The sequence below is a fragment of the Loktanella sp. R86503 genome (genome assembly GCF_042466455.1).
Classification (GTDB): Bacteria; Pseudomonadota; Alphaproteobacteria; order Rhodobacterales; family Rhodobacteraceae; genus Loktanella.
Map to the genome: position 1 here is coordinate 2,312,289 of NZ_JAXHCI010000002.1, position 12,585 is coordinate 2,324,873.

General features: G+C 59.7%; 12 protein-coding genes and 1 tRNA gene. 3 read left to right on the top strand and 10 right to left on the bottom strand.

Annotated features, from left to right (window positions below):
- Positions 1-21: 21 nt before the first annotated feature.
- The 8 genes from SJY10_RS12305 to SJY10_RS12340 form a co-directional block, all read right to left on the bottom strand.
- Positions 22-1,167 (bottom strand): phage major capsid protein, encoded by a 1,146-nt coding sequence (locus tag SJY10_RS12305; RefSeq protein WP_386682994.1) that lies wholly within the window; start codon positions 1,165-1,167, stop codon positions 22-24.
- Positions 1,168-1,171: 4 nt separating this feature from the next.
- Positions 1,172-1,801 carry an HK97 family phage prohead protease gene (locus SJY10_RS12310; RefSeq protein ID WP_386682996.1) on the bottom strand — a complete coding sequence of 210 codons (630 nt, stop codon included), beginning with the start codon at positions 1,799-1,801 and terminating at the stop codon, positions 1,172-1,174.
- A 396-nt stretch (positions 1,802-2,197) separates the two neighbouring features.
- On the bottom strand, positions 2,198-2,689 hold the full coding sequence (locus SJY10_RS12315) for a hypothetical protein (RefSeq protein ID WP_386682998.1): 492 nt from the start codon (positions 2,687-2,689) through the stop codon (positions 2,198-2,200).
- A 139-nt stretch (positions 2,690-2,828) separates the two neighbouring features.
- Entirely contained in the window at positions 2,829-4,004 is a 1,176-nt protein-coding gene (locus tag SJY10_RS12320) for a helicase RepA family protein (RefSeq protein WP_386683000.1), read from the bottom strand.
- Between the two features lie 26 nt (positions 4,005-4,030).
- Positions 4,031-4,414 carry a hypothetical protein gene (locus tag SJY10_RS12325; protein ID WP_386683002.1) on the bottom strand — a complete coding sequence of 128 codons (384 nt, stop codon included), beginning with the start codon at positions 4,412-4,414 and terminating at the stop codon, positions 4,031-4,033.
- A 385-nt stretch (positions 4,415-4,799) separates the two neighbouring features.
- Positions 4,800-5,837, bottom strand: a complete 1,038-nt coding sequence (locus tag SJY10_RS12330; RefSeq protein ID WP_386683004.1) for an ABC transporter substrate-binding protein — start codon at positions 5,835-5,837, stop codon at positions 4,800-4,802.
- Positions 5,834-7,222 carry a sensor histidine kinase gene (locus SJY10_RS12335; RefSeq protein ID WP_386683006.1) on the bottom strand — a complete coding sequence of 463 codons (1,389 nt, stop codon included), beginning with the start codon at positions 7,220-7,222 and terminating at the stop codon, positions 5,834-5,836. Before SJY10_RS12335 ends, SJY10_RS12330 begins: the two co-directional genes overlap by 4 nt.
- On the bottom strand, positions 7,215-7,886 hold the full coding sequence (locus SJY10_RS12340; protein WP_386683008.1) for a response regulator: 672 nt from the start codon (positions 7,884-7,886) through the stop codon (positions 7,215-7,217). The genes SJY10_RS12335 and SJY10_RS12340 overlap by 8 nt, the downstream gene beginning before the upstream one ends.
- A 169-nt stretch (positions 7,887-8,055) precedes the next feature.
- Here SJY10_RS12340 and SJY10_RS12345 point away from each other — a divergent pair, with 169 nt between their 5' ends.
- The 3 genes from SJY10_RS12345 to SJY10_RS12355 all read left to right on the top strand — a co-directional run bounded on the left by SJY10_RS12345 (position 8,056) and on the right by SJY10_RS12355 (position 11,130).
- The gene (locus SJY10_RS12345) at positions 8,056-9,045 is read left to right on the top strand and encodes a Bug family tripartite tricarboxylate transporter substrate binding protein (RefSeq protein ID WP_386683010.1); all 990 of its coding nucleotides are present in this window, start codon (positions 8,056-8,058) and stop codon (positions 9,043-9,045) included.
- A gap of 99 nt (positions 9,046-9,144) precedes the next feature.
- Positions 9,145-9,576, top strand: coding sequence for a tripartite tricarboxylate transporter TctB family protein (locus SJY10_RS12350; RefSeq protein ID WP_386683011.1), 432 nt, complete (start codon positions 9,145-9,147; stop codon positions 9,574-9,576).
- Positions 9,577-9,588: 12 nt separating this feature from the next.
- The gene (locus tag SJY10_RS12355; protein WP_386683013.1) at positions 9,589-11,130 is read left to right on the top strand and encodes a tripartite tricarboxylate transporter permease; all 1,542 of its coding nucleotides are present in this window, start codon (positions 9,589-9,591) and stop codon (positions 11,128-11,130) included.
- A gap of 77 nt (positions 11,131-11,207) precedes the next feature.
- Here SJY10_RS12355 and SJY10_RS12360 read toward each other — a convergent pair whose 3' ends face one another.
- Together SJY10_RS12360 and SJY10_RS12365 are read right to left on the bottom strand one after the other, a co-directional pair.
- A complete protein-coding gene (locus tag SJY10_RS12360; RefSeq protein WP_386683015.1) occupies positions 11,208-12,191 on the bottom strand; it encodes a YHYH protein in 984 nt (327 codons plus the stop codon).
- Positions 12,192-12,447: 256 nt separating this feature from the next.
- A tRNA-Phe gene (locus tag SJY10_RS12365) sits at positions 12,448-12,522 on the bottom strand.
- Positions 12,523-12,585 lie beyond the last annotated feature (63 nt).

Below are 12,585 nucleotides of genomic sequence, written 5' to 3' on the forward strand. Positions count from 1 at the left end.
GCCGCCACCGATCGGTCAAATTTAGGCCACGTTGCCAAAGTCGCCGTATGCCAGCGCGTCGGACTTCTTCACCGCCAATGCGATGCGCTCCTCTGCCCGGATCGTCACAAGGTTGCGGGTGAAGTCGTCATTCACGTAGCCAACCTCGACGCGCGGTTGCCAGCGGTCGTAAAGGGTTGCCGCTTCCGAAAAGCTGCCGACAAGAAACTTGTCGACCGGCATTGCCTTTGTGGGGATGACCGGCAAGCCAAACAGGCTCGGGACGACATCGCTTTGCGGATTGCCCAGGATATAGCGGCCATCAGCATCTTTCAGCATCCGCATGCGCCACCAATCGGACGGGTGAATGATGATGCCGTCCGGCGCATGGTCTGCCAAGCCGACCTGGAGGATCGCGCTACCGATCATGTCGATCATATCCGGGTCAGAAGCTGCCAGAGGGTCAGCAAAGGCCGCAGCGTTCGGTACAAGGCCCGTCAGGTTTGCCCCGGTGCCGTCACCAAACAGAAGCTGCGCCTCCTCGGCCAGCACCAGACCATAGCGCAATTCGCTGTCGATCAGGCCTTGGATCTGCGGTGCATCGGAAAGGATCTGAACGGACGCCTTGACCCAATGCGCGATGACCCGCGTGGGAATGTTCTTCAATTCCCATTCATAGTTGCTTTCAGGTTTCACGCCGCCTTCTGCAACGGTCGAAGGATTGTTATTGCGGGTCGTTTGGTCGGCATATTCGACCGTTCCGCTTTCCGTCTGAATGACTTGCAACAGCGACCGAACCATCATGCGCCGTTTAGGCAAGCCGACCGTCGCATCGCGCATAGGAACGTCGATAGCGCCGCCAGAGGATGCACTCGTGGTCAGATTGGCCTTCACGTCCATCTGAACCTTGCCGCCGTTGGAACGGGAAAGGTCGGACAGTTCAGACGTTTTCTTGCCGATAAATTCGCGGCCCCAGGACTGCATAGGCTCACCGCCAAAGGCGCGTTGATTGGCCGCAATCTTGAGTGATTTTACTTCGTCGAACATTTTCTCGCCCTCTTCATCGGCCTTTGCGATGTGGCCTTCCATATTGCTAAGTCGCTGCTCAATGCCGCCAATGGACTTCGCAGCGTTCAGCAGTTCCTTGGTGGCTTCTGCCACGTCGATGTCGTGTGTGTGGTTTGTCATTGCCTTAGACTTTCCATTTTGCGGCATGCTGAATTGCAAGTGCCGCCGATTTCAGTTCAGTGATGTCGGGTGTTGCTTTTGACAGCGCGGCCCAGCCGCCCTTGACGACAAGTTCAGCCGCCGCCTTTGACAGGCCGATGTCGCGCAATGCCGCTTTCAGTTCGCTGCGGCTCTCAAACGATTTGACCTCTGTCACGCCTGCCCTGTCAGCGGCAGGAACGGTCACGATGCTAATTTCTTTGAGCGTCACCTCTGTCAGCATCCGAACGCCACCGGGCAATCGCTTCTGGCCTGTCGGTGATACCATGTAGCCGATGGACATACCTTTGATGTCGCCAGCCTTAAGGTGCGCAAAGGCATTGCGGCCTTCAGGCGTATCTAGGTTCAGCTGACCTTTGACCATCAAGCCTGCCGGGGTTTCAGTGAAGGTGTGCCAATGCCCGATGACCTGTGAATGGTCGTGCTGCCAAAGCATCGGGATCGTATCCGCGCCACGCAGAGAAGCGGCAAAGGCCCCCGGCGCGACGACATCGCCGTGGTTGTCAGGATCGCCGCCATACGGTGAAGCCAAGCCCGTGATCGAACCTGCGTTGCCGCTGGAAAACTTCGTGCTGATTTGGAGTGTGTCGTGCATGTTTACCCCGTCAAAATACGTTCAGAACAGCCAAGGCCGCTCGTGTGTCGCATCCGCCCAGCAAGCGCCGGTGGGGTAATACGTTTGTCCCGGCAATCGCCGGTAACGTCTGCATATTTGCATCTGAATTGCTCATTGTCAACCTAACTGTTCATTTGCGAACGAACCGCTGCCAATATCGTGCTGGTGTCGCGGTCTAATTCGGGTTTTCTGGTGATCTGCTCGATGCGCCCGCATCGCTTTCTGCGCTATTTTGCAGATACTTGCGGGCGCTTGTGTTGCTTGTGTGCGCCTTCGCACCCGTACCCCCCGTTTCAGGCCCATAAAAGTGTGAAAGAACCGGGCAACGGGTGAACGGATAGACAGGCCCTGCTTAATAAACCTAGGCGGGTGTTATCAGTGCGCCGTGCTGTCGTCGGTCGGCTCGATCATCGCCATTGCACCAGCGTCCAGCAGGTCAGCATATGTTCGCAGCAACGTAGCCGCCTTGAACGATCCTGCTTCGCGCACCGATGCCACGCTTGCCGCCGTCAACAGCTTCTCGATCACCATTGCCATCGTGGCACCATCGGTCAGCATCTGTTCCATCGTGGCTAATATAGCCTTGGTGCATCCCGCTCTGATCTCGTCCTCTGTCGGCTCTTGATAAGGCTGATCGTCAGGGTCTGGCTTGCCCAGATAGTCGAAGGCCCCGGCCTCTACGTGCGCAATCATGTAGTGCATCATCGAAGCCGTCTTATCCGCCCCGATGTCCATGCATGCCTGCGCTGCCGCGAAGGTGAACATGCGATCAACCACCAACGTCATGTCGCCGGTGCGCTGCATCATGTGCGCGACTGCCTGTTCAATGGTCAGGTCGCAGAATTGCGATTGGTTCATGTTGGTCATTTGGTAGCCCCTTGGTTCTGTATTTTAATTGGATTGGAAATGGTCAGACCACCGTGACAAGCCGTGACACCCTTTAGGTGTGTGTCACGTCTGTCACGCCTGATTGGTCCCGGCTCATTCCGTGACACGTCACGCCCTGTCACGCTTTGTCACGCTTGCTATCGCTCTCGTCACAGCGCCAAGCGTGGTCATCTAGCACTCGGATTAGGCCACGCTCTTGAAGCCCCTTCCACGCCCGACCAAAGGCCTGACGCGCCGCACTAGCGCTCTCCCCATCAGTCAGCTTGTGACGGTCGCAGTATTCCCGCCAGTGATCTAAAGAGACGCACTGTCGGTTCGACGGGAAAGCCTCGCCAGATTTACTGACGCCGTGATCTGCCAGTGCGTCTCCAAAGGCCTGCATGGCTATTAAGGCCTGACCTTTAAGCCGGGGTGCGCGTTTAGCTGGCGCTTCGGTTGGCTCGATCACAGCGGACTCGACATTTTCGCCGTGCGTATTCAATCCAATGACAACGGTTTTCAGGGTGAAGGCAAAAACAGCCCCCCCAACCTTGTCCCTTTGTTTTTTGGTTTCCGCTAAGATCACGCTGCCATCGCGCGTCAGTTCAATCTCGGTGTCGGTTGCGGCACGCAAGCTGCCGCTGCCCCTAGCACCTTTGCTGGAGTCCTTACCCGAGTGGTGAATGACCATGATGTGGCACTCATTGTTCGCACGGAGGTAGTCGATATTTCGGACGAAAGCGCCCATATCGCGGGCGGTGTTTTCATCGCCGCCGCCAAACGCCCGCGCCAAGGTGTCGATCACGACAAGCGAAGGCGGCGTCTGCAAGCTATCAAGTGCCGCATTTAGGGCGATTGCATCGCCATCGCCGCAAAGATCCAGCGCGGTAGGCAAAAGAAGGAAGTCGCCATTTTGTTCGGTGTGTTCCATCAGGTGCGGCTTGGCCTGTCTGATAGCGTCGATCCGGTTGTTGATACCCCCGCCACCTTCGCCCGCGACGTAGACAACCGGACCTGCATATTCTTCATTCCCAGGCACCCTGTGGCCATGCCAATTCTGGCCAGCCGCGATGTGCATGGACAGGTCCAACGCAAAGAACGTCTTGCCCACGTTTGAATCGCCATACACTACCGAAAAGGAGCCCCGATCTAGCCATTTTGCCACTAGTTCGCAGGCATCGAGAACGGGCTTGATCGCGCTCAACGGCACCATCTGAAATGCAAGGTCAGCAGCGCGGCCAGTCAGTTGTATCTTTTTGATCTGTGTTTCAGCGCGTGGAAAGGCAGATAGATGTGCCGCGTCCTGTGCGCCCATGCTGTCAAAATCATAGCTATGGTGTGTCACGCTGCGTCCCTCCGCTGTATGTAGTGAATGAAGGCCGCCTGCCGTGCCGGGGCCATGCGGTTGAACGATGCCAGCGCATAGGCGTCCAGTTCCGCAGGCTCGGCCATGTCGGCCCAGAAAGCCGCCTGATCCATGTGATTGAAAAGCGGTGCGCCGGGCATACCCGCGCCACCGACAAAAGCGCCGGCCACCGTTGCTGCGTTGTCAGCGTCCATCGACCGCAGCGACATATAAGCCAGCATCCCGCGTTCGCGCTCGTCCAGCCGCGCCCGCAGGATGACAGGCAAGCCCTGCCATGAGTCGGGGTTTTCCAGCGTCAGCGCGTAGCAGATCGAACGTGCGACCGATTGGTGCGCGGGGTTCATATGATTGAGGTTCATGCCAGCGCCCCCCGCATGTTTGCGAAGGTCTGAAAAGAGTTGCTAGACCGGTCCCAGACGAACAATCCAGTTGCCCGCGACCGCCGCTTGTGGCAATGTTGCTCTAGAAGGTCCGCACCTTTTTTATTCCCAAGCGCCGTGACCTTGCCCGAGGTCGCGGCGTTTCTCGTTTTGGGGGGCGGATTTGGGTTGGACAAACTGCGATATTTGCCAAAGTTATCAATGGCCGGTTTTGCAGTGGTTGGACAATCTAAGTCATTGACTTTGTAGGGGTTATTTCGCCCCCCTACGGGCTGCCACGGTAACTTCCTGAAAATGTTGATAGAAACATCGCCGCTGGGGTCATGGGTCTATTCACGCCGCCTGCGGACGGCACTTTATCTGATCAATACGCCTCTCCGAAAATCGCGCGCCAGTTGCCGACAAATATGCGGCGGCGTGCCTGGTCCATTGCGACCAAAAGTGTGGGTGCAATGGGGATCGTGCGCTGGATGCTGTCTTGCAGGACGGTTTGGTCCGCCTCGGCCGATTGCACCAAACGGTTGCGGCGCAAGATCGCCTGCCCTGCCGGTGACAGGATGTAATCCAGCAGCAGCGCAGCCCCTTCGGGGTGCGGCGCTGATTTGGGAATCATATAGGCGCGAGACAGAACAAGGGTATAATCCTGCGGAAACATGACCCCGACCCGTCCGTTTGCCATTGCGTCCAGATAGGACCCCAGCACGTTGTAGGCGATCAGAAATCTGCCGCTTTCGACCGATGAAATAATCTCGGCCGAGCAACAGGTCGCGACGGCATCGACGCGAGCAAAACCTTCGAGCAGACCGCCAAAGGTCGTGGCTTGCTGGCTGTCCATGAAGGCGAACAGATAGCCTAGGCCAGACGCCTCTATATCGTAGGTGGCGATCTTGCCGCGATAGGTGTCCGGCTTGCGGCGCAGCAGATCAAGCAGGTCAAATCGGGTGCGCGGCACGTCGATTTCCGGAACCAGATCTATGTTATAGATCGTGACAGCCGCCTCTGCGGTAATGCCCCAGACTTCGTTGCGCCAGCGGCGCGCCTCGGGCAGCGCAAGGGTCCGGCCAGAGGTATAGGGCCGCGCGCAGGACCGGTTGACCAAATCGACGATCTGATGAACCCCGGACGAGATGATGGCGTCGGGCTGCCCGCCGTGTCCGCCGTCACAGGTGCGCAGCGCGGCGGCATAAAGCGCGTTGGACCCCCATTGTTCATAGGTCAGTGTGATGCCCGGATTGGCCGTGACAAAGGCGTCCAGTAGCGGTGCAAGGATTTCGGTATCTGTGGTGGACCGGACGACAAGTGGTGTCGTCACGGCCGCGCCGGGGGCGGTGTAGGTGCTGACCGCCTCTTGCGCATGAGCAGCGGTGGACAGCAGCAGACTAAGCGCGATGGGACGGATCACGGCGTGTCACTTTCCTGTTGCGGCAAGGCCAGGCTGACACGAAAGCCGCCCGGCACGTTTGCCATGATCATCTGCCCGCTAAAGGCGCGGGCGACCGCAGCAACGATGGACAGGCCCAGCCCGGCGCTGTTGCCTTTGGATGCGGCGCTGCGTTCGAAACGCTGACCAAGCGTGTCGCGGACATCGGGCGGCGGACCGCCCCCTGAATCCTGCACCCAGATTGCGGCGGTATCGCCTTCGACCGACACGCCGACCAGAACCGGCGCAGCGCCATGGCGCAGGGCATTGCCCAGCATGTTACGCACCGCTTCAGTCAGCGAAATCTCGTCTGCAAGCACCATCACGGCATCTTCGCCTATGTGCAGCTGCACATCCTTACCGGGGGCCAGCAGTTCGTGATCCCGGCTGTCCAGCACCGTCAGGGCAATGTCGCGCAGGTCAATGGGCGTTGGTGCCGCATTGTCGATGCGGTGAATGACCAGCGCCCGCGACAGCATCTGATCCAGCAACGTGCCAAGCGACCGCGTCCGCAGCACCAGCCGTTCCAGCCGCTGCGGGCGGTGCGTTTCGTCCTCTAGCGCAAGTTCCGCCTGCGCACGAATGGCCGCGACGGGGGTGCGCAGCTGGTGCGCGGTGTCGGAAATCAGGTTTTTCATCGCGCCGACCTGACGGTCAAGGCGGCCCATAAACCGGTTCATTGCGCCGACCATAACCGTCACCTCTGCCGGGCCGCCGGCCCGCATGGGTGTCAGATCGTAAGGGTCGCGGTGCATCAGATCGCGGGTCAGGACCGCCAGCGGCCGCATGGCGGACCGGATCACCACAAAGGCGCTGACGATCAAGGCAATGCCCCCCAGCGCCGTCAGCAACAAGGCGCGGCGGGTCAGGTCCAGCGCCATGGCGCGGCGGGCCTGCATGGTCTGACCGACGGTCACATATATGCGCCCTGAATAGGCCCGTTCGGAAAACAAGCGCGAAACGGTGACAAAACGTGCGGGATCCGCTTGCATATGGCCATCGCGATATCGGGTCAGCGCGGGATTGCCGCTTTGATCCGGCAGATCCTGACCGTCATAGCCCGTCAGCAATGCGCCGTCAGGGCCATGGATCGCGTAAAATATTCGGTCGTCGGGGGCGAGCGACAACAGGCCGAACGCCGACACCGGCAAATCGATCACCGGTGCGCCATCGCTGATCGAAATTGATTCCGCGATATCCTGCGCCGCGCCCACCAGCAGCGGGTCAAACGCCTGTCGCGCGGCGCTGCGGCCATAGGCAAAGGACGCCAGCGCAACCACGATCCCGCCAAGCGCCAGAAGCGACAGCACGCCCACCATGACACGGCTGACCAGTGTCCAGCGGTGGTGCGGCGATCCACTAGGCATGCAGCCCGATCCTGTAACCGATACCGCGCTGCGTTTCGATCCTGACCGGTGATGCCGCGATCCGCTTACGCAGGCGCGCGATATAAAGCTCTATCGCGTTCAGGCCGACATCGGCATCGTCAAAGGCGAACAGCCCTTCGTACAGGCGCTGTTTACTGATCGCCTGCCCTTGATAGCGCAGCAGCAAGCCCAGTAGGGCCGCTTCACGCCGGGTCAGATCCATTGCGGCCCCGTCCAGCGTGGCGGTTTGGGTAGCGGGGGAAAAGGCCAGCGGGCCAAGGGTCAGCGCGTCGCTTTTCTGCTCTGCATCGCGCCGCATAAGGGCCCGCAGGCGGGCATCAAGTTCACGCTGATCAAAGGGTTTCACCAGATAATCATCCGCCCCAAGGTTCAGCGCCGACACGCGGTCATCGACTGAAAACAGCGCCGTCAGCATCAGGACAGGTGTGCGGTCACCCCTTGCCCGCAGGTCTTTGAGCAGGTCCGTGCCATGACGATCCGGCAGGTTGATATCCAGCACCATCGCGTCATAGCGTTGCACGCGCAGAAAATCCTCGGCGTCTGCGACGCTGCCAGCCACATCGCAGGCCATGCCGGATTTACCCAGCCGCGCGGCAATCGCATCAGCGACATCCGCAGCATCTTCGACGATCAAAACGCGCATAGTCCCCCCTGCGGTGCCGTGTTGCCGTTCCCCGTGACAGGTTCGCGACAGCTTTTGCGCCTAACCTCTTATCAGCCAAACGCGAGGAGACCGCAATTCTTGCGGTGCGTTGGCGCGGGCTACCGGGCGGCCATAAGCCCCGGCAAAACGAATCTGGAGGGATTTTCACATGACTATCAAGGCAACACGCCTGACCATCGCCGCAGTTCTGCTGGGCGCATCCACCGTGGCCGCATCGGCGCAGGGCTTTACCCCCGAAAGCCCCGAATGCATCGCTCCCGCCAACCCCGGCGGCGGCTGGGACTTTACCTGCCGCCAGGTCGGCAAGCTGATGCAGGACGAAGGCCTGATCGAAAAGACTATGCAGGTCGTGAACCTGGCCGGCGGCGGCGGCGGTGTGGCTTTTGCCGAAGTCGTCAACAAGCGGTCTGACAGCAACGATCTGATCGTTGCCGCATCCTCTGCGACGACCACTCGTCTGGCGCAGGGTGCATATCCCGGCAACACGATGGATCAGGTGCGCTGGCTGGCGTCCATCGGCGCTGATTACGGCGTCATCGCCGTTGCGGCTGATTCCGAAATCGCCGACTTCCCCGCGCTGCTGGAGCAGATGAAGTCCGACCCTGCGTCGGTATCCGTGGCGGGCGGCTCTGCTGTCGGCGGCTGGGATCACCTGAAAGTGCTGATTGCCGCTGACGCCTACGGTATCGACGATGTGCGTTCGGTCAAATACATCGCCTTTGATGGCGGCGGAGAGGCTGTGACCCAGTTGCTGGCTGGTTCCGTGCAGGCCTTTACCGGTGATGCATCCGAAGCCAAAGGCTTTGTCGACAGCGGTGACATCCGCGTGCTGGCCGTGCTGGCACCAGAGCGTCTGGAAGGCGACTTTGCCGAATATCCAACCGCAAAAGAGCAAGGTGTCGATGCAATCGGTGCCAACTGGCGCGGCTTCTACGCACCCGGCGGCATGAGCGACGAAGCCTATGACGCATGGTCGTCCAAGATCGCCGACCTTTACGCCTCTGACGCGTGGAAAGAGGTCATGGCCAGCAATGGTCTGGCACCGCTTGACCTGCAGGGCGCGGAATTCGAAGCCTTCGTGGCCGACGATGTCGCGCGGATCAATGCGATTTCCAAAGAAATCGGCATCATCCAGTAACTGGCCCCGCGCCGATGAACATCAGGGGCGCTGCAACTGCGTTGCGGTGCCCCGACCGTTCCCCCCCCCTTCCCCACATACCTGTCAAAGGATCCCACCATGACCGATCGCATTTTTGGCGTCGTCGGGCTGCTTCTGGCGATTGGCTTTGCGCTGGCTGCAATGACAATCAAGGAAAGCTTTTTGTCTGATGCCGTCGGCCCCAAAGCCTTTCCGCTGATCATCGCCGCCGTTTTGGGCCTTAGCTCTGCCGTCATTGCGCTGCGCCCGGACGAATCCCCGCAGTGGCCAGCCCTTTCCCGCCTAGTCGAGATCTTTGCCGCCGCCGTTGTCATGGTGCTTTACGCACAATTGCTGCCCGCAGTCGGTTTTGTCATCGCGACCTTTTTTGCCTCGGCCTACCTGACATGGCGTCTGGGCTCCGGGCTGGTTGGTTCGCTGCTAACCGGCGTTGGTACATCGCTCGGCATCTATGTCGTCTTTCACCTCGTGCTGGGCCTGTCGCTCGCACGCGGCCCACTTGGTTTCTAAGGACGCATCACCATGGACACCCTTGTTTCCCTTGCCGATGGCTTTGCCATCGCGCTGACCTGGCAGAACATTCTGCTGGCCTTGCTGGGCTGTTTTCTGGGCACGATCATGGGCGCCCTGCCCGGTCTTGGCCCATCGAACGGCGTGGCGATCCTGATCCCGCTGGCCTTTACCCTTGGCCTTGGGCCGACGGCATCCTTGATCCTGCTGACATCCGTCTATTACGGCGCGATGTATGGCGGGCGGATTTCGTCAATCCTGCTGAACATTCCAGGCGACGAGCCTGCGATGATGACCTGCCTTGACGGCTATCCCATGGCACAAAAAGGCATGGCCGGTCAGGCGCTGTCGCTATCGGGTCTGGCGTCCTTTGTCGGCGCGTTCTTTGCCACCTGGGGCCTAATCTTTTTGGCCCCCCAACTGGTCAAGATTGCACTGCTGTTCGGCCCCGCTGAATACTTTGCCCTATTCGCGCTGGCCTTCATGACGCTGGGCGGCGTGTCGTCCACGAACCAGGCCAAATCGGCCTTTGCAGCCGCCCTTGGCCTTGGCCTTGCGATGATCGGTGTGGACACGCAAACCGGTGTGCCGCGCTTTACCTTTGGCGAAGTCCACCTTTACGACGGGCTTGATTTCCTTGTCGCCATCGTGGGCCTGTTCGCCCTGTCAGAAGTGTTCATCTTTCTGGAACACCGCCATGGCGGTGCCACCGGCAGCGCCGAGAAAATCAAGGTCGGCCGCCTGACGCCGCCTGCCGCGATGATCAAGCAAACCACCCCGACGATGATCCGTTCGACCGTTCTGGGCTTTCTGGCGGGCGTTCTGCCCGGTGCCGGCGCATCGCTGGGATCATTCATCGCCTATACCTTTGAAAAGAAACTGGTCGACCCCGAAGGCAAAACCTTTGGCAAAGGCGATCCCCGCGGTGTCGCCGCGCCAGAGGCCGGTAACAACGCCGCTGCCGGCGGTGCGCTGGTGCCGATGCTGGCGCTGGGTGTGCCCGGGTCGGGCACTACGGCTGTGCTACTGGCGGTGCTGCTGTCGCTTAACATCACCCCCGGCCCGCTGCTGTTCAGCCAGAACCCCGACGTCGTCTGGGGCCTGATCGCCGCGCTGTTTATCGCGAACTTCATGCTGCTGGCGATGAACATTCCGATGGTTGGCATCTTTACCCGCGTGCTGATGGTGCCGCCGCGCATCCTGATGCCCGTGGTCGCGATGGTGTCCTTTGTCGGTATTTACGGCATTTCCGGCTCTTCGTTTGACTTGCTGGTCATGGTCGGCTTTGGCGTGATGGGCTGGGTGCTGCGCAAGCTGGATGTGCCGCTGGTGCCCATCATTCTGGGCACGCTGCTGGGCAACGCGATGGAAAACAACCTGCGCCGCGCGATCACCATCGACAACGGCAACTGGTTCACCCTGATCGACAGTCCGCTGGCCATCGGCCTGTGGACCATCGCCATCATCGGTTTTGTCATCCCGCTGATCGTCGGTCGCCGGGTCAAGGCGCAGATGCACGCGCGCCGCGACGAAGAAGGGTCGCTGTCCGACTGAACTGGACGCCTGACCAACAAAAGGGGCGGCGCGCCATCGGCACGCCGCCCCTTTTCATGTCTGCCCCATTCCGGTGCTTACGGACGCGGTGGTCGGCCCATCGCAGAGGCATCGCAAACGGCATCTGGATCCTCTGAAGCACAGCCCGACTGCGCCTTCAGGCAGGACAGGATCGCGTTCCCGCCTGCCTCGCCTGCATGATAATGATAGCTCATACCATCAGCCACGTGACCGTTGCAGGCATCAAGTTCGCCGGGCGCCGTGCCATCCGCCAGCGCATGGGCGAAAATAGCGTAGCCATCCATCGCGATCCCGATTTGCGAGGCATGATTTGCCACGGATGGGCCATCGTTCAGGCAATCCGTGACAGCGTGATAGTGATAGCCGACATGGGTATTCACATGGCCGCCGCAATCATCGAACGGTGCAATTGTATGGGCTGCCAGAATATCCTGCACAGGTGCAGGTCCGTCCAGCCGCACCCCGTTATAAGCCACACCCGAACCGGACATTTGCGTCGGGCTATCGCTTGTCGCCGCCTGCGGCACGAGCGGAATAACATAGGTGACCGTCGCATCATCAGGAAGATATTCCGGCAAACACTGAACGCAGTAATTGTTGTATGCAGGGTCCACATCCGGCCGCGCGGCAGCTTCGCAGGCCTCTTGTGTATCGGTCACACGCACCTTGCCAGTGGCTTCATCGAACAACTGCCATTCAGGGTCGTCGTAAAAGGTCGAAAGGTTGGCGACAAAGGCCCCGTCCACATCGTTGACCTGGCCGTTTTCCAACCAAATCCCGCCCTTGTCCGCGCTGTCGTTGATCGAGGTCGGGCACCAGGGGCCAGGCGTATAGCTTTGCGGCTCTGGCTTGACCGTAATAGAGAAACAGGTCGTCTTGGCGCCGCCTGATAAGGTGCAATCGACCACCTCTGGCCCTGAAACAACTGTCGCCGCGTCAAAAAGATGCGTGATGTCGTGAAGAACGGCATCATCGGATTCATGGGCAAAGGCCGGGATCGCAGTGCAACAGATCAATGTTGTCAGGACAAATGTTCGCATTCAGGGGCTCCAACTCAGCACAGGGGACGCAGACGCGTATGCTGGTTATACGCAGCACCAACGTCATTCCGTCGCGTAAAGCGCAAAAGCCTTTACTAAAGTCATCGGCGATCAGAAGGTTGCAGGAATTCAGCGCCAAGCATTCCGCTAGAACATTAACCCCAAGGCAGGCACAAACCGGATTAGCAGTGCGCACCTGCAGGGTGACAAACGCTATCAATATCGGAAATCATTAAACGCAATATAGCGTCAAAAATGGTGCCCAGGGGCGGATTCGAACCACCGACACGAGGATTTTCAATCCACTGCTCTACCCCTGAGCTACCCGGGCACCGGGATGGCCAAGGCCATCGGGTAGCGGCGTTCTAGGTCAGGCGCGCGGGCGTGTCCAGAG